Source organism: Micromonospora sp. NPDC005206 (genome assembly GCF_040608175.1).
Classification (GTDB): Bacteria; Actinomycetota; Actinomycetes; order Mycobacteriales; family Micromonosporaceae; genus Micromonospora.
On the sequence record NZ_JBEXHU010000005.1, the window covers coordinates 238572 to 262501 of the forward strand.

The 23930-nt window shown below is 71.6% G+C and carries 18 protein-coding genes; 9 read left to right on the top strand and 9 right to left on the bottom strand.

Features of this window, described 5'->3' with window-relative positions; all coding sequences use genetic code 11:
* Window positions 1-49: 49 nt before the first annotated feature.
* Together ABZU69_RS09260 and ABZU69_RS09265 are read right to left on the bottom strand one after the other, a co-directional pair.
* Window positions 50-238: a DUF397 domain-containing protein gene (locus tag ABZU69_RS09260; RefSeq protein WP_354963869.1), complete on the bottom strand. Its 189-nt coding sequence runs from the start codon at window positions 236-238 to the stop codon at window positions 50-52.
* Window positions 229-1038 (bottom strand): helix-turn-helix transcriptional regulator, encoded by an 810-nt coding sequence (locus ABZU69_RS09265; RefSeq protein WP_354963870.1) that lies wholly within the window; start codon window positions 1036-1038, stop codon window positions 229-231. Before ABZU69_RS09265 ends, ABZU69_RS09260 begins: the two co-directional genes overlap by 10 nt.
* Window positions 1039-1373: 335 nt before the next feature.
* Here ABZU69_RS09265 and ABZU69_RS09270 point away from each other — a divergent pair, with 335 nt between their 5' ends.
* Window positions 1374-1703, top strand: a complete 330-nt coding sequence (locus tag ABZU69_RS09270; RefSeq protein ID WP_354964015.1) for a hypothetical protein — start codon at window positions 1374-1376, stop codon at window positions 1701-1703.
* A 112-nt stretch (window positions 1704-1815) separates the two neighbouring features.
* Here the strand turns inward: ABZU69_RS09270 and ABZU69_RS09275 are convergent, their stop codons facing one another.
* The 4 genes from ABZU69_RS09275 to mce form a co-directional block, all read right to left on the bottom strand.
* Window positions 1816-4119 (bottom strand): hypothetical protein, encoded by a 2304-nt coding sequence (locus ABZU69_RS09275; RefSeq protein WP_354963871.1) that lies wholly within the window; start codon window positions 4117-4119, stop codon window positions 1816-1818.
* A gap of 177 nt (window positions 4120-4296) precedes the next feature.
* The gene (locus ABZU69_RS09280; protein ID WP_354963872.1) at window positions 4297-5556 is read right to left on the bottom strand and encodes a cell division protein DivIVA; all 1260 of its coding nucleotides are present in this window, start codon (window positions 5554-5556) and stop codon (window positions 4297-4299) included.
* Window positions 5557-5866: 310 nt separating this feature from the next.
* Entirely contained in the window at window positions 5867-7222 is a 1356-nt protein-coding gene (ccrA, locus tag ABZU69_RS09285; protein ID WP_354964016.1) for a crotonyl-CoA carboxylase/reductase, read from the bottom strand.
* A 314-nt stretch (window positions 7223-7536) separates the two neighbouring features.
* Window positions 7537-8010 (bottom strand): methylmalonyl-CoA epimerase, encoded by a 474-nt coding sequence (gene mce, locus ABZU69_RS09290; RefSeq protein WP_354963873.1) that lies wholly within the window; start codon window positions 8008-8010, stop codon window positions 7537-7539.
* Between the two features lie 63 nt (window positions 8011-8073).
* Between mce and ABZU69_RS09295 the strand changes: the two genes are divergently transcribed.
* The 6 genes from ABZU69_RS09295 (at window position 8074) to ABZU69_RS09320 (ending at window position 15075) form a co-directional block, all read left to right on the top strand.
* A complete protein-coding gene (locus tag ABZU69_RS09295) occupies window positions 8074-9273 on the top strand; it encodes an acetyl-CoA C-acetyltransferase (RefSeq protein ID WP_354963874.1) in 1200 nt (399 codons plus the stop codon).
* Window positions 9270-10274, top strand: a complete 1005-nt coding sequence (meaB, locus tag ABZU69_RS09300) for a methylmalonyl Co-A mutase-associated GTPase MeaB (RefSeq protein ID WP_354963875.1) — start codon at window positions 9270-9272, stop codon at window positions 10272-10274. The genes ABZU69_RS09295 and meaB overlap by 4 nt, the downstream gene beginning before the upstream one ends.
* Before the next feature lie 115 nt (window positions 10275-10389).
* Window positions 10390-10800 (top strand): Asp23/Gls24 family envelope stress response protein, encoded by a 411-nt coding sequence (locus ABZU69_RS09305; RefSeq protein ID WP_354963876.1) that lies wholly within the window; start codon window positions 10390-10392, stop codon window positions 10798-10800.
* Window positions 10801-10907: 107 nt separating this feature from the next.
* The gene (locus tag ABZU69_RS09310; protein WP_354963877.1) at window positions 10908-12596 is read left to right on the top strand and encodes a methylmalonyl-CoA mutase family protein; all 1689 of its coding nucleotides are present in this window, start codon (window positions 10908-10910) and stop codon (window positions 12594-12596) included.
* Between the two features lie 157 nt (window positions 12597-12753).
* The gene (locus tag ABZU69_RS09315; RefSeq protein WP_354963878.1) at window positions 12754-13677 is read left to right on the top strand and encodes a tetratricopeptide repeat protein; all 924 of its coding nucleotides are present in this window, start codon (window positions 12754-12756) and stop codon (window positions 13675-13677) included.
* Window positions 13678-13743: 66 nt separating this feature from the next.
* Window positions 13744-15075 (top strand): arginase family protein, encoded by a 1332-nt coding sequence (locus ABZU69_RS09320; RefSeq protein ID WP_354963879.1) that lies wholly within the window; start codon window positions 13744-13746, stop codon window positions 15073-15075.
* 127 nt (window positions 15076-15202) lie between these two features.
* On the opposite strand, the gene ABZU69_RS09325 is transcribed toward ABZU69_RS09320, so the two are convergent.
* A complete protein-coding gene (locus ABZU69_RS09325; protein ID WP_354963880.1) occupies window positions 15203-17167 on the bottom strand; it encodes a penicillin-binding transpeptidase domain-containing protein in 1965 nt (654 codons plus the stop codon).
* 289 nt (window positions 17168-17456) lie between these two features.
* Between ABZU69_RS09325 and ABZU69_RS09330 the strand changes: the two genes are divergently transcribed.
* Complete coding sequence (locus ABZU69_RS09330; protein WP_354963881.1) at window positions 17457-22538, top strand: NAD-glutamate dehydrogenase; 5082 nt, start codon at window positions 17457-17459, stop codon at window positions 22536-22538.
* Between the two features lie 70 nt (window positions 22539-22608).
* Here the strand turns inward: ABZU69_RS09330 and ABZU69_RS09335 are convergent, their stop codons facing one another.
* Together ABZU69_RS09335 and ABZU69_RS09340 are read right to left on the bottom strand one after the other, a co-directional pair.
* Window positions 22609-23304, bottom strand: coding sequence for a class F sortase (locus ABZU69_RS09335; protein ID WP_354963882.1), 696 nt, complete (start codon window positions 23302-23304; stop codon window positions 22609-22611).
* Between the two features lies 1 nt (window position 23305).
* Window positions 23306-23461, bottom strand: coding sequence for a hypothetical protein (locus tag ABZU69_RS09340; RefSeq protein ID WP_354963883.1), 156 nt, complete (start codon window positions 23459-23461; stop codon window positions 23306-23308).
* A gap of 168 nt (window positions 23462-23629) precedes the next feature.
* Here ABZU69_RS09340 and ABZU69_RS09345 point away from each other — a divergent pair.
* Window positions 23630-23930: hypothetical protein (locus ABZU69_RS09345; protein WP_354963884.1), on the top strand; the 301-nt coding region annotated here is incomplete at its 3' end.

Consider the following 23930-nt stretch of genomic DNA (forward strand, 5'->3'; position numbering starts at 1 on the left):
CCGGATCGTCGGCCGGCGGGCCGTGCTGCGGCACCAGGGACCTCCCGGGTCAGACGGTGGGGCGACGGGCGACGGCGACGAACGCCCGCCAGGCGGACGGCGCGAACACCAGCACCGGGCCGGTCGGGTCCTTGCTGTCTCGCACGCCCACCACCCCGGGCAGATTGTCCGCCACCTCGACACACTCTCCGTTGCCGCTCCGGCTGGACGTCCGCCACCGGGCGTCGGTCAGGTCCATGAGGTCACAACTTCCTTCATCAGCTCGATCGACTGCCGGCGGGACAGCGCACTGTTCCTGATCATCTCCCAGCGAGCCAGCAGCGTAGCCACCTCATGGTCGCCATCGACGACGAGGCCGTCAATCTGGTGCTCCATGTGGCCCACCCAACCACCGTCCTCGCCCCGCGCCAGATTGAACGGCCCCGACAGGCCGACGTGCAGCCCGACCTCGGCCGGGATGATGTGCAGACTGATGTGTGGCCGTTCCAGGCTGGCGACCAGATGCGTGATCTGCTCGACCAACAGCCCTCGCACGTCCTCCCCGGCACGCCGCAGCACCAACTCGTCGACGACCGCGATGAACTGCGGCGGTTCCGGCTGGATCAGCAGCGACTGTCGGTCCAGCCGGGCGTGCACCCGACGTTCCACCTCGTCGTCGCTGAGCAGGTCGTCGCACCGAATGACCGCGCGGGCGTAGTTCTCGGTCTGTAGCAGGCCGGGGATCAGTGTGGGCTGGAAGCAGCGCAGCTGGCGGGCGCTGCGCTCGGCGTCCAGCCAGGGTCGGAACCAGCTCGGCTGGCCGTCCCGCTCGGCGAGCTTGAGCAGGTAGACCAGCAGGCCGCCGGTGGCCAGCACCTCGTCGGCGCGGGCCAGGAACAGCCGGTCCAGCGGACGCTGACCCAGCTCCAGAGCGGACACCATCGAGCCGGAGTAGTGCACCAGCCGGCCGAACTCCTCCTGGCTCATCCCGGCGGCCGTCCGCAGCCGCCGCAGTTGAGCGCGGATCATGTCGGCCGTCGGCGCGGCGTCGCCTTCCACAGTGCCTCCGCAGGTCGCAGGTCCTCTCCACCGGCTCGCCCGGCGGGTCGCGTCACCGACGCAGTCACGCCTGGGGAAGCGCCGACGCCTTCCGACCGTAGCGGTGCGATCAGCAGACTGTCACGTACCGGATCTGCTGCCGGTCACTCCGGTCCCCCACCGCGCCGGGCCGCCGTACGCGTCCCGTGCCCCAGCCGAGGAGGTACCCCATGCCCCGCTCCAGCCGCGCCGGCCGCCTCGGACGGTCCCTGCGCGCCGGGCCGGCGCCGAGGTCGTCCGCTGGCTGCTCGCCGGACTCCGGCCGGCCGCACCCAGCCCGTACGCCGAGGTCCGGGCTGCCACAGCCGCGGCTCGGGCCGTACCCCTCGCATCCCCGACCCTGCGGTGACCGGACGCCGCACACCCCGCTGCGGCCGATGTGGTGCTGCCGTGCCGACGGCCGGCCGTGGCCGTGCGCGGAGGCTCGGCTGCTGCTGAAGGCGGAGTTCGACGCGGACCCGGCGGCCCTGACCATCTACCTGGCCGGGCTCTATCACGAGGCGGCGCATGACCTGTACCAGCTCAACCCCTACGGCGGGCCGACACCACGGGAGCTGTTCGAACGCTTCGTGGCCTGGGGCCCGTTCCGCCGTCCGGTCATCGACCCGCCCGCCACCGGGCCCTGATCTGACACCCGGCTCCCGGCACACAGATCTTGGACAGTTTCCGTTACGCGTGAACGGAAACTGTCCAAGTTTGCCGTGACTCGTGCGCGGGCGCGCGGTGTCGCCGTACCGGTCAGTCCTTCTCGACAGTGACCTTGCTGGGCTTGGCGCTGCGCTCGTCGGTGGTCGGCTTGCTGGGACGCTTGCCGTTCTCGCCGGTGCTGGTGATCTTGGTCGGCTTGGCGCCCCGGCCGCCCTCCCCTGGGACAGCGGCCACGGTCGGCTCGCCGTCCACCCCGGCGCTGGCCCCGCCGCCGTCGACAGTGGTCACCGGCTCGGCGACCGGCTTGGTCCTGGTCTGCCCGGAGTCCGTTTCCGGCTCGTCCCCGGCGTCCGCCGACTGTCCGGCGTCGGCGGGCTGTCCGGCCTCGGTCGGGCGGGCGGCATCAGCCGGCTGTCGGGCGTCGGCGGGCTGTCGTGTGTCGGCCGGCTGTCGGGCGTCGGCGGGCTGTCCGGCGTCGCCGGGCTGTGCGGGGCCGGCGGGCCGCGCGGCGTCGGCGGGATCGGCCTTGATCCCGTTGGCCGTGCCGGCCCCGGCGGTTGCCGTGCCGTTCGCCGTCGTAGCGGTCCCGGCGGCCACGCCGTTCGCCGTCCTGGCGGGTGCGGCTCCGGTGGCCGCTGCGGCGGGCGCGGGACTGGTGGCCGGGCCGTCGCCGGCGGCCGGAACGGTGGCGCTCTGCAACCGCAGCTCGGCCACCTGACGCTGGAGCTCGTCGGACTCCTGCCGGGACTTCCAGGTCTCCTGCCGCAGGTCGGCGAGCTGCTGCTGGGCCTGGGCGATCTCCAGCATCACCTGGGCGAGCTGCTGCCGGCCGGCGGCCGCCTCCTGCTGGGTGGCCGCCAGGTGCTGCTGGGTGGTGGCCAGGTGCTGCTGCGTGGTGGCCGCGTACTCCTCGAACTGGCGGCGGGAAGCCGCGACATGCTCGTCCGCCTCGCGGCGCTTGTCGCCCGCCTCGGTCTCGGACCGGCTCAGCAGCGTGGTGGCCTCCTCCTCGGCCCGCAGGCGCATGGTCAGTGCGTCCTGCTCAGCCGCCTGGCGGACCGCCGCGGCGCCCTGCTCGATCTCGTTCTTGCGGGTGGCGTACTCGGTCTCCAGCTCGTTCTTGCGGCTGGAGTACTCGGTTTCCAACTGGTCGCGACGGGTGGTGAAGCCCGTCTCCAGCTCCTGCTGGCGGCCGCCGAACGTGGTTTCCAGCTCCTGCTGACGGCTGGTGAAGCCGGTCTCCAGCTCGTGCAGGCGGGACTTGTACTGCTTTTCCAGCTCGTCGCGGCGCTTGGCGAACTCCTGCTCGGCGGCGGACCGCCGCTGGGCCAGCTCCCGGTCGGCCGTCTCCCGTCGGGAGTTGACCTCCTGCTCCACCCCGGCCCGCCAGGCGCCCAGCTCCTGCTGGGTCTGCGCCCGCGCGTGCTGCACGTACGCCTCGGTCTCGCTGCGCATCCGCTGCACGTACGACTCGGTCTCGGTCCGGCTGCGCTTGGCCGACTCGGTGGCCTGCGTGACCACCCGCTCCGCCTCCTGCTGGGCCTTCGCCCGGGTGGCCCGCCCGGCCATCGACGCGTCGTCGATGATCTGCTTGGCTTCCCGCTGCGCCTTGGCGTGGGTGGCCCGGCCGGCCTCGGTCGCCGTGTCGGTGAGCCGCTTGGCCTCCTGAAGGGCCTTGGCGTGCACCTCCTTGGCGGCCTCGCGCAGCTCGCCGGCCTCCTGCCGGGCGGTGGCCAGCGCCTCGCGGGCCGTTTCGCGCAGCTTCGTGGATTCCTGCTGGGCCCGGGTGTGGATTTCCTTGGCGGTGTCCCGCAGCTGGGTGGCCTCCTGCTGGGCCTTCGCCAGCGCGTCCTGCGCCGTCTTGCGCAGCTTCTCCGACTCGTCCTTGGCCGACCGCAGGGTCGACTCCGCCTCGGCGCGGCGGGCGGCGCTGTGCCGCTCCTCCTCCGCGCGCCGGGCGGCGAGAGCGATCTCGAAATCCTTCAGTGCCCGGGCGGCCTGCTCGCGGGCCTCCTCGATGATGTGCTCGGCGGCGGCGCGACGGGCCTCGATCTCCTCGTTCGCCGTGGAGAGGATCTGCTCAGCCTGCTCCTCGGCGAGGGTGAGGATCGACTCGACCCGGGGGCCGAGGTGTCGGAACGAGGCGCGGTCCACCACGTTCATCTGCTTGCGCACCTGGGCGAGGTCCCGCTGGAGCACCTCGACCTGGCCGGCGAGCTTGTGGATCTGTGTGTACGCCTGTTCCCGTTCGGCGGCGAGGGTGGCGATCTCGTGCTCGGCACGCGCCACGTACCGGTCGACCTGTCGTTTCTCGTAACCCCGCAGAGCGGACTCGAAGCTGGGCTCCGTGGTCACGTCCCCGCCGAGTGCAAACAGTTCCTCGCCGTGCGACATGCCCCCATCCTCACACGCATCGGGCCCGGCTGGGGCGATACGGACGCCCCTTGTGGGAGCTACTTCACTCCGTACGCAGAGCGGGATGTCAAGGGGTGGGAAACGCATACGGCGCGAGGTGTCACCGGTCACCCGGTGTCACCTCGCGCCGTCGATGCCCCGACCTGACGCCTCGGGTCAGCCGGCGGTCTCCGCGGTCACCCGCTCCTGACCGCCGTCGGCCTTCTTGGCTTCCGGCTTGGCTTCCGGCTTCGCCGCCGGAACGCCGGGGACGATGCCGGCGAGCCCGGAGAGCATCTGACCGAGCTGCGAGGTGACCGCGTCCCTCTGCCGGGTGAGGTCCTCGACCTCGCGGCGGGCGGCCTGGGTGGTCAGCTCCGCCTCGGTGCGGGCCTCGGTGAGCAGGCGCTGCGACTCGGCCTTGGCCTCGTTGAACGTCTTCTCGGACAGCGCCTTGGACTTGTCGATCGTCTCGTTGGCGCTGCGCTCCGACTCGACCCGGCGGGCCTCGGCGCGCTGCTCGATCTCCTTGGCACGCTCCTGCGCGGCCCGGGCGCGCTGCTCGGCCTCGCTGACCATCTTCTGGGTCTGCGCCACCTGGGCGGCGTGCCGCTCGGACTCCTCGCGCTCGGACTTCTCGCGCCGCTCGGCCAACTGGAGCTCCAGGGCCTGGAGGTCCTTGTCGCGCTTGTCCCGCGCGTCGGTGAGCAGCTTGGTCGCCTCGGCGCGCTTCTCTTCGGCCTCCCGGGCCGCCTTGGCCCGCTGCTGAGTGATCTCGCGCTCGGCGGTGGCCCGGAGGGTGGCCACCTCCCGCTCCACGGTCGACTTCAGCTCGGCCACCTCGTGCGCGGTGACGGTACGCAGCTGCTTGGTCTCGCGGTCGGCGTCGGCGCGCAGCGTGTCGGCCTCGCGGCGGGCCTGCACCCGGACCTCGGCGGCCTCGCGCTCGGCGGCGGTGCGCAGGTTGCCGGCCTCGCGCTCGGCGCTGGCCTTCATCGCGGCGGCCTCGGCGCGGGCCTTGTCGGTGATCTCACGAGCCTCGAGGCGGGCGGCGGAGAGGATGCCCTCCGACTCGCGCTTGGCCTCGTTGCGGTGGTCGTTGGCCTGCTCCTCGGCGAGCCGGAGGATCTGCTCGACGCGGGTGCCGAGCCCGGAGAGGGTGGGCCGGCTGTTCTCCTCGAGCTGCTTGTTCGTGTCGGTGAGCTTCTGCTCCAGCGCACTCATGCGCTGTTCGGCTTGGCGGAGCCGACGCTGGGCGTCGTTCATCCGCTGCTCGGCCTCGGCACGTGCCTGCTCGGACTGGGTCAGCGCGGCCGTCATCCGGCCGATGAAGTCGTCGACCTGGTGGGTGTTGTATCCGCGCAGGCCAACGGTGAAATCTGGCTGCGAGTTCGCGTTATCGAAGAACGCGAGAGGGGAGGACTGCTGCTGGGGCATTGGGACATACTGGCAGACGCCCCAGGGTGCTTCGCAAGAGCGGTGCGCAGCTTTCGTGTCCTCTTTACATGGTCAACTCCCACGCTCAGCGAGGCCGGACCAATGGGCGATCTTGGCAGGTCCCGGGCGGGTCGGACGCCACGCAGCGTGACGCGAAAAAGGGCCACGGGACGTGCCCGTGGCCCTTTGTTCGATCCGGGTGGGTATCCCGCTATTGCGTTGGAAGAACAATGGCCGTTCACCCATTGGCCGTCCGGGGCTCGTCCGTCCGGCCGGCGGCCCGGTCAGTGCCCCGGACCGGGGGTGCCGATCAGTGCCCCCGGAAGCGGTTGATCGCGTCCTCGTGCCGGGCCCGCAGCTCCCCGTCGCGTACGCCCAGCCCGTCGGCGGGGGCGAGGCAGCGCACGCCGACCTTGCCCTGGTGGGCGTTGCGGTGCACCTCGTACGCCGCCTGACCGGTCTGCTCCAACGGGTAGGTCCGGGACACCGTCGGGTGCACCTTGCCGAGCGCGACCAGGCGGTTGGCCTGCCACGCCTCGTGGTAGTTGGCGAAGTGGCTGCCGACGATCCGCTTGAGGTGCATCCACAGGTACCGGTTGTCGTACTGGTGCTGGAAGCCGCTGGTGGACGCGCAGGTGACGATGGTGCCACCACGCCGGGCCACGTAGACGCTCGCGCCGAAGGTCTCCCGGCCGGGGTGCTCGAAGACGATGTCCGGGTCCTCGCCGCCGGTCAGCTCGCGGATCCGCTCGCCGAAGCGCTTCCACTCGTCCGGGTCCTGGGTCTCCTCGTCCTTCCAGAACCGGAAACCCTCCGCCGCCCGGTCGATGACCAGCTCCGCGCCCATCCGGCGGCACAGCTCGGCCTTCTCCGGCGAGGAGACGACGCAGACCGGGATCGCCCCGCCGTTCAGCGCCATCTGGGTGGCGTACCCGCCGAGACCGCCGGAGGCGCCCCAGATCAGCACCACGTCGCCCTGCTTCATGTTCGCGCCGTGGTGCGAGACGAGCTGCCGGTACGCGGTGGAGTTGACCAGCCCGGGGCTGGCCGCCTCCTCCCAGCTCAGGTGTCGCGGCTTGGGCATCAGCTGGTTGGCCTTGACCACGGCCAGCTCGGCCAGCCCACCGAAGTTGGTTTCGAAGCCCCAGATCCGCTGCTGCGGGTCGAGCATGGTGTCGTCGTGCCCGGCCGCGTCCTCCAGCTCAACGGAGAGGCAGTGCGCGACCACCTCGTCGCCGGCGGCCCACCGGGTCACCCCGGGGCCGGTGCGCAGCACCACGCCGGCCGCGTCCGAGCCGACCACGTGGTACGGCAGGTCGTGCCGGCGGGTCAGCTCCGAGATCCGGCCGTAGCGCTGGAGGAACTTGAAGGTGGGCAGCGGCTCGAAGATGCTGGTCCACACCGTGTTGTAGTTGATCGCGCTGGCCATCACCGCCACCAGCGCCTCGCCCGGCCCCAACTCCGGCGTCGGCACCTCCTGCACGTGCAGCGCCTCGCGGGGGTCCTTGTCCCGGGTGGCCATGCCGTCGAACATCCGGGCCTCTTCGGCGCGGACGACCACGCCCCGGTAGCTCTCCGGAACGGGCAGCCCGCCGACGCCGGCGAGTTCGCGGTCCGGATCGCTTGATTCCTCCGCCGCCATGATCGCTTCGAGGATGTCCTGCACGGTGACCTCCGGTTCATCCGCACCCGCACGGGCCCGGGTGCTGCCATCGTCGGCGCCGGTGGGCGCGACCGCCATGTCGGCATTCGACACATCCGGCACCGGTCGCGCTCCTGTGAGCCGGGACGTTACTGAACGGTAGCTAAAGCCGGAAGTCCTCTGTGAAAAACTGCATCCGCCGATGCGTGAAGGTGTCCGAGCACCCCGTCAACCGCGCACCCACGCGCTCGCGCACCGGCCTCCGAGCCGCCGTGGCGGTGTTAGGAAGGGCCCCTTCCTATACACGAGGCGATAAGAAGGGGCCCTTCCTTGCACGGTCAGTGGGTGGTGGCGGGTTCGACGAGTTCGACCAGGACGCCGCCGGCGTCCTTGGGGTGCACGAAGTTGATCCGGGAGTTGGCGGTGCCGCGCCGCGGCGCGTCGTAGAGCAGCCGCATTCCGCGCGCCCGCAGCGCGGCGCAGGCCACGTCGATGTCCACCACGGTGTACGCGACCTGCTGCACGCCCGGCCCGTTGCGGTCCAGGAACCTGGCGATCGTCGACTCCGGGGTGAGCGGGGCGAGCAACTGCACGCACCCGCCCTCGGCGGTCGGCCCGACGGCCAGCATCGCTTCCCGGACGCCCTGCTCAGCGTTGGTCTCGGTGTGCACGCAGCGCATTCCGAACGTTCGCTGGTAGAAGTCGATCGCGGCGTCCAGGTCGGCCACGGCGATCCCGACGTGGTCAATCTTGCGAAGCCCGATGTCTGTGACGTAGTCCGCACCGGGCTCGGCGGGGGAGTTCTCAGCCATGGCGCTAGTCTGGCCGAACAATCGTTAAAGGCGTACAGCTCGGCACCCCCCTCGGAGGCAGGCATGGCTTCGGTGATCGTCAGCGGCGCGCGGACCCCGATGGGGCGGCTGCTGGGCAACCTCAAGGACCTCCCGGCCACGAAGCTCGGCGGGATCGCGATCAAGGCGGCGCTGGAGCGCGCCGGCGTCAGCCCGGATCAGGTCCAGTACGTGATCATGGGGCAGGTGCTGCAGGCCGGCGCCGGTCAGATCCCGGCCCGGCAGGCGGCGGTCGAGGCCGGCGTGCCGATGTCCGTGCCGGCGCTGACCATCAACAAGGTCTGCCTCTCCGGCCTGGACGCGATCGCCCTGGCCGACCAGCTCATCCGGGCCGGCGAGTTCGACATCGTGGTGGCCGGCGGCATGGAGTCGATGACCAACGCCCCGCACCTGCTGCTCGGCCAGCGCTCCGGTTACAAGTACGGCGACGTGGTGGTCAAGGACCACATGGCGCACGACGGGCTCAGCGACGCCTGGGACTGCTGCTCGATGGGCGAGTCCACCGAGCGGCTCGGCACGAAGCACGGCATCCCCCGCGAGGAGCAGGACGCCTTCGCAGCGGCCAGCCACCAGCGGGCCGCCGCCGCCCAGAAGAACGGCCACTTCGCCGACGAGATCACCCCCGTGGTGATCCCGCAGCGCAAGGGCGACCCGCTGGTGATCAGCGAGGACGAGGGCATCCGCCCGGACACCACTGTCGAGTCGCTGGCCAAGCTGCGTCCCGCGTTCACCAAGGACGGCACCATCACCGCCGGCAGCTCCTCGCCCATCTCCGACGGCGCCGCCGCGGTGGTCGTGATGAGCATGGCGAAGGCCAAGGAGCTGGGGCTGACCTGGCTGGCCGAGATCGGCGCGCACGGCAACGTGGCGGGCCCGGACAACTCCCTGCACTCGCAGCCGTCCAACGCGATCAACCACGCCCTGAAGAAGGGCGGCCTGAGCGTCGAGGACCTGGACCTCATCGAGATCAACGAAGCGTTCGCCCAGGTCGGCATCCAGTCCACCCGTGACCTGGGCATCAGCCCGGACAAGGTCAACGTCAACGGCGGCGCGATCGCGCTGGGGCACCCGATCGGCATGTCCGGCGCCCGGCTGGTGCTCACGCTCGCGCTGGAGTTGAAGCGGCGTGGCGGCGGCACCGGCGCGGCGGCGCTCTGTGGCGGCGGCGGCCAGGGGGACGCCCTGATCATCCATGTACCGGGAAAGGCTGAGACCAACCAGTGAGTGAAGCGGTCGAGCACGTTCCGGCGGCCGGTGCACCGTCGGTGCGCCGGACCCGGGACGTACCGCTGCTGGTCGAGCGGGCCCGCGCGGGTGACCCCCGCGCGGTGGCCCGACTGATCACGCTGGTGGAGAACGGCGACGAGCTGCTGCCGGAGATCGCCGCGGCCCTGGCGCCGTACGCCGGCCAGGCCCAGGTGGTGGGGCTGACCGGCTCGCCCGGCGTGGGCAAGTCGACCACCACGAACGAGCTGGTCCGCGCGCTGCGGGCGCGCGGTCACCGGGTCGGCGTGCTGGCGGTCGACCCGTCCAGCCCGTTCACCGGCGGCGCGATCCTCGGTGACCGGGTGCGGATGCAGGACCACGCCACCGACCCGGGCGTCTACATCCGGTCGATGTCCAGCCGGGGGCACCTCGGCGGGTTGGCCGCGGCGACGCCGCAGGCGGTCCGGGTGCTGGAGGGCGCCGGCTGCGACGTGGTGCTGGTGGAGACCGTCGGCGTCGGGCAGGCCGAGGTGGAGGTCGCCTCGCTGGCCGACACCACGCTGGTGCTGCTCGCCCCCGGCATGGGCGACGCGATCCAGGCGGTCAAGGCCGGCATTCTGGAGATCGCCGACGTGTTCGTGGTCAACAAGGCCGACCGGGACGGCGCCGACGCCACCGTCCGCGACATCCAGGGCATGATCGCCCTCGGTGAGCGCGGCCCGGGGATGTGGCGGCCGCAGGTGGTCCGGTCGGTCGCCGCGCGCGGTGAGGGCATCGACGACATCGCCGCCGCGATCGACAAGCACCGTGGCTGGCTGGTCGAGCACGGTGAGCTGCGCCGCCGCCAGGAGGCGCGGGCCGCAGCCGAGATCGAGGCCATCGCGCTCGGCGTGCTCCGCGCCCGGATCGGTTCCCTGCGCGACGGTACGGAGCTGCCCGCGCTCGCCGCGAAGGTCGCCGAGGGCGCCCTCGACCCGTACGCGGCGTCGGACGCTCTGCTGACCCAGGTCGCCCGCTGACCGTCCACCGGGGACACCCTCGTGTCCCGGCGTCCTTGTAGGCTCGCACCGCCCCACGGCGGTGGGGGCCGGCCGGGGTGCCGGCGCGGTGGCGCGAGGAGCAGGGGAGCGGGACGTGAACCACGAGGCGACGCAGGAGCTCACCACGGTGCCGTCGGTGGCTGGCGGGTCGACGCAGGTCTCCGACGAGGTGATCGAGAAGATCGCCGTCGCGGCGGCCCGCGCGGTGCCCGGGGTGGCCGAGATGGGCGGGGACGTCGCCCGGTTCTTCAACTCGGTCCTCGACCGGGTCGGGCTGGACCAGGTGGGCGATGCCCGGCGGGGCTGCTCGGCGCACGTGACCGGGGACGCGGCCGTGGTCAACCTGGTGCTGGTCATCCAGGCCGGTCAGCCGGTGCCGGAGATCACCGGCCAGGTGCGGGCCCGGGTCACCGAGGCGGTCGAGGCGTACGGGCTGCGGGTGGACGAGGTCAACATCCGGGTCGACGACGTGGCGATGGGCGGACCGGCGACGCCGGCCGTCTGACCATCGGCGCAGCTCAGGTTACCCGCCAGTACGACGCGACTTAGCGATCGTTCAGGCAAGGGCTCTACACTCGACGTGCAGTCGAGGACCGAGGAGGAGCCCTGCGCATGGACGCCGACGAGATCGCCGCCGGACGGGCACGCTGGCAGGCCCGGTACGACTCCGCGCGCAAGCGGGACGCGGACTTCACCACGCTCTCCGGGATGCCGGTCGATCCGGTGTACGGGCCGCCGGAGGGCGCCGCCTACCCGGGGTTCGAGCGGATCGGCTGGCCGGGCGAGTACCCGTACACCCGGGGGCTGCATCCGACCGGCTACCGCGGGCGGACCTGGACGATCCGGCAGTTCGCCGGCTTCGGCAACGCCCAGCAGACCAACGAGCGCTACAAGATGATCCTCGGCGCCGGCGGTGGTGGCCTCTCGGTCGCGTTCGACATGCCGACCCTGATGGGCCGCGACTCCGACGACCCGCAGGCGCTCGGCGAGGTCGGCCACTGCGGCGTCGCCATCGACACCGCCACCGACATGGCGGCGCTCTTCGACGGCATCGACCTGGCCGGCGTCACCACCTCGATGACGATCTCCGGCCCGGCCGTGCCGGTGTTCTGCATGTACCTGGTCGCCGCCGAGCGGCAGGGCGCGGATCTGTCCACGCTGGACGGCACGCTGCAGACCGACATCTTCAAGGAGTACATCGCGCAGAAGGAGTGGCTCTTCGACCCCGAGCCGCACCTGCGCCTGATCGGCGACCTGATGGAGTACTGCGCCCGGGAGATCCCGCGCTACAAGCCGCTGTCGGTCTCCGGCTACCACATCCGCGAGGCCGGCTCGACCGCCGCGCAGGAGCTGGCGTACACCCTGGCCGACGGTTTCGGCTACGTGGAGCTGGGCTTGAGCCGCGGGCTGGACGTCAACGTCTTCGCGCCGGGGCTCAGCTTCTTCTTCGACTCGCACGTCGACTTCTTCGAGGAGATCGCCAAGTTCCGCGCCGCCCGGCGGATCTGGGCCCGGTGGCTGCGCGAGGTCTACGGAGCGACCAGCGAGAAGGCCCTCTGGCTGCGGTTCCACACGCAGACCGCCGGGGTGTCGCTGACCGCCCAGCAGCCGGTCAACAACGTCGTACGCACCGCCGTCGAGGCCCTCGCGGCGGTGCTCGGCGGGACCAACTCGCTGCACACCAACGCGCTGGACGAGACCCTGGCGCTGCCCACCGACGAGTCCGCCGAGATCGCCCTGCGTACCCAGCAGGTGCTGATGGAGGAGACCGGCGTGGTCAACGTGGCCGACCCGCTCGGCGGCTCCTGGTACGTGGAGGCGCTGACCGACAAGATCGAGGCCGAGGCGGAGGAGATCTTCGCCCGGATCCGGCAGCTCGGCGGGGAGGGCCCGCACCAGATCGGCCCGATGACCTCCGGCATCCTGCGCGGCATCGAGGACGGCTGGTTCACCGGGCACATCGCCGAGTCGGCCTTCGTCTACCAGCAGGCGCTGGAGAAGGGCGACAAGAAGATCGTCGGCGTCAACTGCCACACCGGCACGGTCGCCAAGGAGCTGGAGATCCTGCGCATCTCGCACGAGGTGGAGCTGGAGCAGCGCCGGGTGCTCGCCGAGCGCAGGAGCGCCCGGGACGAGTCCGCGGTCCGCGCGGCGGTCGCCCGGATGGTCGACGTCAGTCGCACCGACCAGAACATGGTCCCCGCCATGCTCGACGCCGTCCGCGCCGAAGCCACCCTCGGTGAGATTTGCGACGCCCTCCGGGCGGAATGGGGCACGTACCGCGAACCCGCGCGCTTCTGACGCACCCCGCCAAACCTGCACGTGCCGCCCCGGAGATGCCGCATCTCCGGGGCGGAAAGTGCATGATCACGGGGGTTGTGGCGGTGCGGGTGAGAGTTGCAACGTCCCAGTTGCGGGTGAGCGGAGATCGCGGGCTCACGTGCGAGACTAGGTAACCATGAGCGACCCACGGATCACCTCGTCGATCTTCACCCGCGGCGCGGTCGACCTCAGCACGCTGCGCGGCCCCGCACCAGCCAGTACCCGCCCCGGCACACCCCCGCAGGGCGGCCCGGCCGCCGGCACTCCCGGCGCACCCACTGCCGGCGGTAACGCCGCCATCGTCGACGTCACCGAGGCGACCATCCAGGCCGACGTGCTCGAGCGGTCGATGGCCATGCCCGTCATCGTCTTCTTCGGCGCGGCCGGCTTCCCGGAGAGCGACGAGTTCGCCCCGGTGCTGGAGCGGCTGGCCGCCGAGAGCGCCGGAGCATGGGTGCTGGCACGGGTTGACGTGCAGGAGAACCCCCGGATCGCCCAGATGTTCCGGGTCCAGGGCATCCCCATGGTCTACGCGGTCGTCGGTGGCCAGCCGATCGACGCCTTCTCCGGCGTGGTGCCCGAGGCGCAGCTGCGCCAGTGGATCCAGGCCGTGCTCAAGGCCGGTGGCGTGGCCGTCGCCGAGCCGGAGGACCCCCGCCTCGACGAGGCGGACGACGCCCTGATGAGCGGCGATCTGGACGCCGCCGAGCGGGCGTACTTCAAGATCCTGGCGGACAGCCCGGCGGACGCCGCCGCCGAGGCGGGCCTGGCCCAGGTCGGAGTTGCCCGCCGGGTGGCCGGCGCCGACCCGGCAACCGCGCTGGCCGCCGCCGAGAGTGCCCCCGACGACGTGGCGGCCCAGCTGCTCGCCGCCGACATCGAGGTGCTCAGCGGCCTGGCCGACCAGGCGTACGCCCGGCTCGTCAGCCTCGTCCGGCGCACCGTCGGCGAGGACCGCGAGACGGTACGCCAGCACCTGGTCTCACTGTTCACCATCGCCGGCCCGGATGATCCGACGGTCGCCTCGGCACGCCGGGCCCTGGCCAGCGCCCTGTTCTGAGTTCGTAGCACGCCAGCGCGGGCCGGCGTTCCGGCCGGCCCGCCCGACCACCGAGGACGGGAGCTCATGATGCGCCGGATCGCCGTCCTCGACGCGCCGACAAATCTCGGTCTGCGGCCGCCGACGTCCACCTCGGTCCCGGGCTGCGCGAAGGCGCCCGGCGCGCTGCGCGACCACGACCTGCTGGCCCGACTGCGGGCCCGCGACGCCGGCTGCCTCACCCCACCCCGGTACGACCCGGGTGACTGGCGGCCCGGCGACGGGGTGTGCCACGCCCGGGAGATCGCCGACTACTCGCTGGCGCTCGCCGAGCGGATCGGCTCCATCATCGACCGGGGGGAGTTCCCGGTGGTGCTGGGCGGCGACTGCTCCGTGCTGCTCGGGTCGGCGCTGGCCATGCACCGCCTCGGCGAGGCGGTCGGCGGGCGGATCGGGCTGGTCTTCGTGGACGGGCACTCCGATTTCCGGCACCCCGGCAACGCCTCCTACGTGGGTGCGGCGGCTGGCGAGGATTTGGCCCTGGTCACCGGGCGGGGGCAGGCCGACCTGGCCGCGCTGGAGGGGCGCCGACCCTACTTCCGTGACATCGACGTGGTGGTGCTCGGCATCCGGGCGCAGGACGAATACCGGCTCGACCTCCAGGCGGCCGGGATCGTCACCCGGCCGGTGCCGGCGCTGCGCGCCGAGGGCGCCGCCCGGACGGCCCAGTGGGCCCACGAGCAGCTCGCCGACTGCGCGGGCTACTGGGTGCACATCGACGTGGACGTGCTCGACCCGGCGGTGATGCCCGCGGTGGACGCGCCGGACCCGGGCGGGATCGCCTTCGCCGAGCTGGAGATCCTGCTCGCCGGATTGGTCGACACCCCGCACTGCCTCGGCGTCGAGCTGACCGTCTTCGACCCCGACTACGACCCGGACGGCTCCTACGCGGCCGAGATCGTCAACACCGTGGTGGCCGGGCTGGCCCCGGTGACCGCCCCCGAGGCGGTGCCGCCCCGGTTGCTGTCGGCCCGGCCGGCGCCAACGCCGCGCCGCGGCAAGGGTCGGCCCGGGGCCGATTCCGAGCGGCTCGACGGGCCGCGTCCCGCGACCGGCGCCGAGGCACGGTTCGGCGATCCCGCCGCGCTCGACCTCCCCGTCACTGCCGGCTCGCCCGCCGACGCCGAGCCCTCCGGCGTCCGCCCGTCGGCGGGCCGGCTGCCTCGCGGCGTTCCGGCCCCTGCCGAGCCGGAGTCGTTGGGGATCCTCGGCCCGGGCCACTCGGAGCCGGCCGGCGCCCCCGCTCCGGTCGAGCGGGAACCGGTCGGCCCGCCCGCGTCGGCTGGCCCAGGCCTGCTACGACGACCCTCGCCAGCCGCCCCGGACCCCGCCGGCCGCTCCAACGCCGACACCGCCTGACCCACTCACTGCCCCCGTCCCGCTCCCACCCACCTGGCCACCCGGGTGATCAAGAGGTTCGCGTCAGGATCCCGCTCAGAACTGACGCAAACCTCTTGATCACCCGAGTCGAGGAGGGGTGGGTGGGTCAGGGGGTTGGGAGGGCGCGCAGGAAACGCCCGGTGATCGGTACGGCGGACGCGGTGCTGGCGCCGCCCTTCTCCACGAAGACGGCGAACGCGACGTCACCCCGCCAGCCGACGAACCAGGCGTGCGTGTGGGCCGGGTTGTCGTCGTACTCGGCGGTGCCGGTCTTGCCGTACACCTCGCCGCCCGGGACGTCCTTGAGCGCGCTGCCGCTGCCGGCGGTGACCACCTCGCGCATCATGGTGCGCAGCGCCTCGATCGACTGCGGCTTGAGCGGTCCGCTGGTCGCGGCCGGCTTGGCCGGCGCCGGGTCGATCAGCAGCTTCGGCTGGATGAAGGCACCCCGGGCGACCGTGGCGGTGGCGCCGGCCATCGCCAGCGGGCTGACCAGCGTGGTGCCCTGCCCGAACGAGGCGGCGGCCTGCTCGGCGAGGCTGCCGCCCGTCGACACCTTGCCGGTGAACGCGTCCGTGCCCAGGTCCCACTGCCCCTCCAGGCCCAGCGAGCGGCCGGCGGCGGCCAGCCCGTCGCCGCCGAGCTTCGGCGCCAGCGAGGCGAACGCCGTGTTGCAGGACTTGGCGAAGTCGGTGCGGAACGGCACCGAGCCGAGCTCGAAGTTGTCCGAGTTCTTGAAGGACCGACCGTCGACGGTGAAGGTCTTCGGGCACGCCACCGGCCCGTCCAGCGTGACCGCGCCGCGATCCAGCAGGCCCAACGTGCTGACCATCTTGAACGTCGAGCCCGGCGGCACCTGGGCGGTGAAGGCCAGGTTCTCCCCGGCCGGCCCGGGCCCGTTGGCCGCGGCGAGCACCGCGCCGTCGCTGATCCGCACCGCCACCAGGGCGGACCGGCGCGGCTCGGCGCGCAGCGCCCCGTCGGCCGCGTTCTGGGTGGCCACGTCCAGGGTGGTCTTCAACGCCTGCCCGGGCTGCGGCTCCCGGCGGAACAGCTCGGTGCCGGTGGATTCCAGCTTGCCGTCCTCGGCGGGGCGCTCGACCAGCACGGTCAGCCCCGGGCCGCCGCGCAGCCGCTCGTCGTAACGGCCCTGGAGCCCGCCGTGCCCGACCAGGTCACCGGCGACGTAGCGGTCCGGGTGCGCGGCCAGGTCGTCGGCCTGCGCCGGGTCGACCGATCCGAGCAGTGCCCGCGCGAACTCCCGGGTCGGCGCCAGGTCGAGCTTGTCGGTCGGGAACTTGGTGCCGGGCAGGTCGTAGATCCGGGGCTTGATCTGCCGGTACGCCTCCTGGCGCAGTGTCACCACCTCGACGAGGGCATCCGGCTCGGCCTTGGCTATCCGCTCGGGCAGATCGGACAGGTCGACTGCGGGGACCAGCGCCGGACGGATCGCCTTGAAGGCCGCGTCGAGGTCCTTGACCAGCTTCTTGACGTCGGTGACCTCACGCGGCTGCACACCCACCCGGACCACCGGGCGGGGTGTCACGATCGGTTGCCCGGCGCCGTCCAGCAGCCCCGCCCGGGGGCCGGTGTCGCGGCGCAGGGCCAGCCGGTCGCCCTTGGTGAGCTGCTCGTGCACCACCCGGGGCTCCCAGATCACCTGCCACTGGTCGTCGTCGCCGTGGGTGAGCCGCACCTCCCGGTCGTACGCCCAGCGGACCTGACCGGGAAGCTGCCACTCCACCCGGACGCTCGCGGTCGCGGTGTCGGCGGTGATCTTCGGCTCGCCTTGGCGGGTCAGCGTGGGCGGGGTGGCCGCCAGCTCACCGGAGAGCTCCTTGATCTCGCGCGCCACCTCGGTCGACGGCAGTTTGGCGCCGGTCGTGTCGACCACGCCGACCGCCTGGAGGTCGCCGCTGCGCCAGCCCGCGAGAAAGGCGTCGACGCTGCGTTCCGGCCCGTCCTCACCCGAGCAGGCGGCCAGGAGACCGGCGGTGAGCAGGGTCGCGGCGAGGGCGGCGACGCTCCGCCGGTGGTTCGGTCGGTGGGGCCGGGGGTACGACAAGGGCATGGAGCGGGTCCTTCCGATCTCGGACAGCCTCTGCACGGTAGTACGCGGCCGCTGTCCGGAGCGTCCCGCGGTGCCGCCCGACGTGCGGAAAGACGGCGCGCGCCCGTGTGATGAACATCGCGCGGCGGGGTATCCCGCAACCGGCCAACCTCGGACCCGCAACGGGTGAAAGGACAGAGTCCCGATCCGGACGTCCGGCCAGTGGTCCACCGACGAAGGTGCAGAGCGGTAGGCCTAGGCTGGGCGGCAGAGTGACCCACAACGCGGTGGGTCGAGGGGAGTGGCACCGATGGACCGGCGTCCGGCGATCAAACCGGAACCCGACCTCCGGCAGGATGACTCCGGCCGGGACGACGACAGCTTCGATTCGGCGACCGACGGGGACGGCTCCGGCCGGCTCGACTCGGGAGTGACCGGGCTGACCGGGTCGAGCATCGACACCATCTACGATCTGGGCCTGCCGACCGAGGCGATGGCCGACGACGTGGAGGATGCCGAGCTCGACGAGCCGGTGCCCAACGCGGAGCGCCTGGTGGCGCAGGCTGTCGCGCTCGCGGGGGACGACCACGACGCGGCGACCCTGGTCGGACGCTTCTGGCGGTTCGCCCCGGACGAGGAGCTGGTCGGCTTCACGGCGGAAGAGATGCTCGACGCGGCCCGGGCGCACCGGGATCTCGCCCAGCAGCGGGTGCCCGGGGAGCTGAAGCTGCGGATCCACGAGCCGCACGCGGATCAGCACCACACGGTCGTCGAGTTCGTCACCGACGACATGCCGTTCCTTGTCGACTCGGTGACCGCGCTGCTCAACTCGTACCACCTGGACGTGCACCTGCTGGTGCACCCGCTGGTCGTGGTCCGGCGCGAGCCGCTGGGCCGCCTCACCGAGGTCTCCGCGGACGTGGAGCCGGACGACGCGATCGCCGGCGACATCATCGAGAGCTGGATGCGGATCGAGATCGACCCGGTCCGGGACGCGGCCGAGCGGGAGCGGCTGCGCCGCGAGCTGCAGCGGGTGCTCACCGACGTGCGGGAGGCGGTGGAGGACTGGCCGAAGATGCGCCAGCGCGCCCTGGCTCTGGCCGACGAGTTGGCCGCCGCGCGGACCTCCGACAACCGCCCACCGGTGCCGGAGAAGGACATCACCGATTCGGTGGAGCTGCTGCGCTGGCTCGCCCAGGACCACTTCACCTTCCTCGGCTACCGGGAGTACCGGTTGGTGGATGCTCCCGGCGGGGACGGCGCGGACGTGGTCGACGGCAAGGCCCTGGAGGCGGTGCTCGGCACCGGTCTGGGCATCCTGCGGTCGGATTCCCCGGAGGCCCGTTCGCTGGCGTCGATGACGCCGGAGGCCCACGAGAAGGTGCTGGAGAAGCGTCTGCTCATCATCACCAAAGCCAACTCGCGGGCCACCGTGCACCGCTCGGCGTACCTGGACTACATCGGCTTCAAGATCTTCAACGAGGCCGGCGACGTGATCGGCGAGCGGCGCTTCCTGGGGTTGTTCTCCACCGCCGCGTACCGGACCAGCGTGCGGGAGCTGCCGGTGGTGCGCCGCAAGGTGGCCGAGGTCCTGGACCGCTCCGGCCTGAGCCGGCGCAGCCACTCCGGCAAGGATCTGCTCCAGATTCTGGAGACCTACCCGCGCGACGAGCTGTTCCAGATCAAGACCGACGACCTGTACCACGCCGTGATCGGCGTGCTGCGGATGGCCGGCCGCCGGCAGCTGCGGGTCTTCCTGCGTCGGGACGCCTACGGGCGGTTCATCTCCTGCCTGATCTACCTGCCCCGGGACCGGTTCACCACACAGAACCGGCTACGGATGCAGGACATCCTGCTGCGCGAGCTGAACGGTGTCGGGGTGGACTACACCACCCGGGTCACCGAGTCGATGCTGGCCCGCGTGCACTTCATCGTCCGTACCGACCCGACCCGGCCGCCCGGCGAGATCGACGCCGACCTGCTCGCCGAGGAGCTCGCCGACGCGACCCGGCTCTGGGACGACGACTACCGGCTGGTGCTGGAGCGCAAACTCGGCGACGAGCAGGCCAAGCACCTCTTCGCCCGGTACGCCGACGCGTTCCCGGAGGGCTACAAGGACGGGCACACGCCGTACGAGGCGATGAAGGACCTGGCCAAGCTGGAGCTGCTGGAGGAGCCCGGCCAGCTGGAGATGCACCTGTTCCGCAAGCAGCTCGCCCCCCGGCCCGGCACCCGGGTCCCGGGTGACGACCTGGCCGAGGCCATGGACGTCCGGTTCAAGGTCTACCGGTACGGCGAGCCGATGATGCTCTCCGCGGTGCTGCCGGTGCTGCACTCGCTCGGCGTCCGCGTGGTCGACGAGCACCCGTACGAGGTGGACCGGGTCGACGGCCGGGTGTACCTCTACGACTTCGGTCTCATGCTGCCCGAGGGGCATCAGGAGCTGGCCGAGGTGCGCCCGCACGTGGAGAACGCGTTCGCGGCGGCGTGGCGCGGCGAGGCCGAGGTGGACCGGTTCAACGAGCTGGTGCTGCGCGGCGGGCTGACCTGGCGACAGGTGGTGGTGCTGCGGGCGTACGCGAAGTACCTGCGGCAGGCCGGCACGGTCTTCTCGCAGGACTACATGGAGCAGACCTTTATCGCGTACCCGAAGGTTGCCGCGCTGCTGGTGGAGCTCTTCGAGACCCGGTTCGCCCCGGGTGAGTTCAGCGCGGAGCAGCGCCAGCAGCGCAGCGGTGAGCTGGTGGAGACGATCCGGGGCGCGCTGGACGACGTGGCCAGCCTCGACCAGGACCGGATCCTGCGCTCGTACCTGACGCTGATCGAGGCGACCCTGCGGACCAGCTTCTACCAGAAGCCGGTCGGTGGGCGGCCGAAGGCGTACGTGGCCTTCAAGCTCGATCCGCAGGCGATCCCGGACCTGCCGGCCCCACGGCCGAAGTTCGAGATCTTCGTCTACTCGCCCCGGTTCGAGGGCGTGCACCTGCGGTTCGGGCCGGTGGCCCGGGGCGGGCTGCGCTGGTCCGACCGTCGGGAGGACTTCCGCACGGAGGTGCTCGGCCTGGTCAAGGCGCAGATGGTGAAGAACACCGTGATCGTGCCGGTGGGCGCCAAGGGCGGCTTCGTGCTCAAGCAGAAGCCGGGCGACCGGGACGAGGCGGTCGCCTGCTATCAGGAGTTCGTCGGCGCGATGCTGGACGTCACCGACAACATCGTCAGCGGGCAGATCGTGCCGCCCGTCGACGTGGTCCGCCACGACGGCGACGACCCGTACCTGGTCGTGGCGGCGGACAAGGGCACCGCGACGTTCTCCGACATCGCCAACGAGATCTCCGCGGCCCACAACTTCTGGCTGGGCGACGCGTTCGCCTCCGGCGGTTCGGCGGGCTACGACCACAAGAAGATGGGCATCACTGCCCGGGGCGCCTGGGAGTCGGTCAAGCGGCACTTCCGGGAGTTGGGTCTGGACACCCAGGCCCAGGACTTCACCGTGGTCGGTGTCGGCGACATGTCCGGCGACGTGTTCGGCAACGGGATGCTGCTCTCCGAGCACATCCGGTTGGTGGCCGCCTTCGACCACCGGCACATCTTCCTGGACCCGGACCCGGACGCGGCCACCTCGTACGCCGAGCGCAAGCGGCTGTTCGACCTGACCCGATCGTCCTGGGAGGACTACAACCCGGAGCTGATCTCGGCCGGCGGCGGCATCTTCTCGCGTACCGCCAAGTCCATTCCGATCACCCCGCAGGTGCGGGCGGCGATCGGCCTGGACGACGACGTCACGCAGATGTCGCCGCAGGAGCTGATGAAGGCCATCCTCACCGCGCCGGTGGACCTGTTCTGGAACGGCGGCATCGGCACCTACGTCAAGGCGTCCAGCCAGACCAACGCCGAGGTGGGCGACAAGTCCAACGACGCGATCCGGGTGGACGGGCGCAGCCTGCGCTGCCGGGTGGCCGGCGAGGGCGGCAACCTGGGCTGGACCCAGCTCGGTCGGATCGAGTACGCCTTGACCGGTGGCCGGATCTACACCGACTTCATCGACAACGCGGCCGGGGTGGACACCTCCGACCACGAGGTGAACATCAAGATCCTGCTGAACACCGCTGTCGGCGACGGAGACCTGGCCATGGCCGCCCGCGACGAGCTGCTGGCCGAGATGACCGACGAGGTCAGGGAGCTGGTGCTGCGGGACAACTACGACCAGGCCCGGGCGATCAACAACGCCCAGGCCCAGGCCGCCTCGCTGCTCCCGGTGCACCGTCGGATGATCAACGACCTGGAGCGCTCCGGCGCGTTGGACCGGTCGCTGGAGGCGCTGCCGCCGGACGAGGAGCTGGCGGTCCGCAGCGAGTCCGGGCTGACCGCGCCGGAGTTCGCGGTGCTGCTCGCGTACGTGAAGATCGTCCTTGAGCGGGAGATCCTCACCGAGGGGTTGGCGGACGAGGAGTGGACGACCGAGGTCATGGTCAACTACTTCCCGACGCCGATGCGCGAGCGGTTCGCCGACCGGATGGGCCGGCACCGGCTACGCCGGGACATCGTCACCACCGTGCTGGTCAACGAGGCGATCAACCGGGGCGGCATCACGTTCGTCTTCCGGGTGGTCGAGGAGACCGCGGCCAGCGCGGCCGACGTGATCCGGGCGTACGTGGTGGTCCGCGAGGTGTTTGGGCTGCGTGAGCTGTGGGACGCGGTCGAGGCGCTGGACAACAAGGTCTCGCCCGAGCTGCAGACCAGCGTCTACCTGGACACCCGCCGGCTGCTCGACCGCGCGGTGCGCTGGCTGGTGACCAACCGGCGCTCGCCGATCGACGTGCCGACCGAGATCGCCCGCCTGCGGGACGGGGTGACCCGGCTGCTGCCGGGCCTGGAGGAACTGTTCTACGGCAGCGAGCGGCAGGCCATCGCGGCGCACATCGACTCGATGACCGAGCGGGGGCTGCCCCGGGAGTTGGCGGAGCAGGCGACCCGTCTGATGTACAGCTTCGGCCTGCTGGACGTGGTGGAGACCGCGACCCGCAGCGGTCGGGACGTGGGCGAGGTGGCCTCGGTCTACTTCGTGCTCTCCGACCTGTTCCGGGTGGACTCGCTGCTGTCGAAGATCTCCCTGCTGCCGCGCGAGGACCGTTGGCAGACGCTGGCACGGATGGCGCTGCGGTACGACCTGTACGCCGCGCTGGCCGCGCTCACCGCGGAGGTGCTCGACTCCACTCCTGATGAGCTGCCGCCGCACGAGCGGGTGCAGCAGTGGGAGCAGTCGAACGCCACCTCGATCCACCGGGCGCGCCGGGCGATGGGGGAGTTCGACGAGTCGCGGGCGGATCTCGCCGCCCTGTCCGTGCTGCTGCGTCAGATCCGCACCCTGGTGCGGACCTCCGCCGCGGCCTGAGTCGGTACGCCGGACACGGTCCGGCCGATCGGGGTGACCCGATCGGCCGGACCGCTTTCGTTGTCGCGGGTCACTTCACCAGGGTGGCGAAGACGACCACGTTGTCCGGGTAGCTCTTGACGGCCTCGTCGAACTGACCGCCGCAGGTGACCACCCGCAGGCCGGGCCGGTCGTTCGGCCCGTACACCAGCTCCGTGGGGAAGGACGTCTTCGGGTACGACTTCACTGAGTCGACCTTGAAGGCGACCGGTTGGCCGTCGGCCCGCCGCACGGTGATGGTGTCGCCGGGGACGAGAGAGCCGAGATCGAAGAAGACGGCCGGTCCGAGCTTCGCCGAGTCCACGTGCCCGACGATGACCGCGTTACCGGTTTCGCCGGGGCTCGGGCCCGGTTCGTACCAGCCGGCCTGGTCGGCCTGCTCCAGCGGGGGAACCTCGACGGTGCCGTCCGGGTTGGTGCCCAGTGACATGATCGTCGCGTTGACGCTGATCTTGGGGATCTCGATGCTGGTCGGGGCGGACCGCTCCAGTCCAGCCTGGACGGCCCCTACGGGCTCCCCGTCGGCCGGCGGAACCGTACCGGTGACCGCCGGCCCGGTGACCTCGGGACCGGCCTGGGCCAGCGGCTGCGGCGGGCGGGGAGGGGGCGTGGTCTTCATCGAGGTGCCGATCATGCCAGCACCGATCATGGCCAGGGTGACGACGACGACCGCGCCGGCGGCGCGCCACGGTTTCCCGTGACGGCCGCCGGCCCGTGTCGTCGTCACGTCAGACGAGCGAACCATCGGTCCGCCGACGACGCATCAGCACGATCCCGCCCAGCGCGGCAGCGCCGAGCAGGCTCGCCCCACCGGTGGCCAGGCCACGGTCGGTGCCGGTGCTCGCGCCACCGTCACCGCCGTCGACCCCGCCGCGGGGCAGCACGACGAGCTCACCCTCGCCGCACGAGCCCTTGAGCTCGTAGCGACCCGGGCGGGCGTCCTTGTCGACCTTGGCCTCGCCGTAGTAGACGAAGTCCCGCTTGTTCTCCCAGCGGTCCTTGGAGTCCCGGTCCTTCTTGTCTTCGTCCTTGGACTCCCAGTCCTTCTTGTCGTGGTCCTTGGAGTCCCGGTCCTTCTTGTCTTCGTCCTTGGACTCCCAGTCCTTCTTGCCCTCGTCCTTGGCGTCGCGGCCTTCCTGGCCGTGCTCTTCGCCCTTCCAGTCCTTGCTGTCCTCGTCGCGGTGGCCGTCGGCGGCGGCGCCGCCGCCCTGGCCGCCGTACTCGTACGTGCCCTCGTAGTCCTTGCTGTTCTCGTCCTTGCTGTTCTCGTCCTTGCTGTTCTCGTCCTTGCTGTTCTCGTCCTTGCTGTTCTCGTCCTTGCTGTTCTCGTCCTTGCTGTTCTCGTCCTACGTA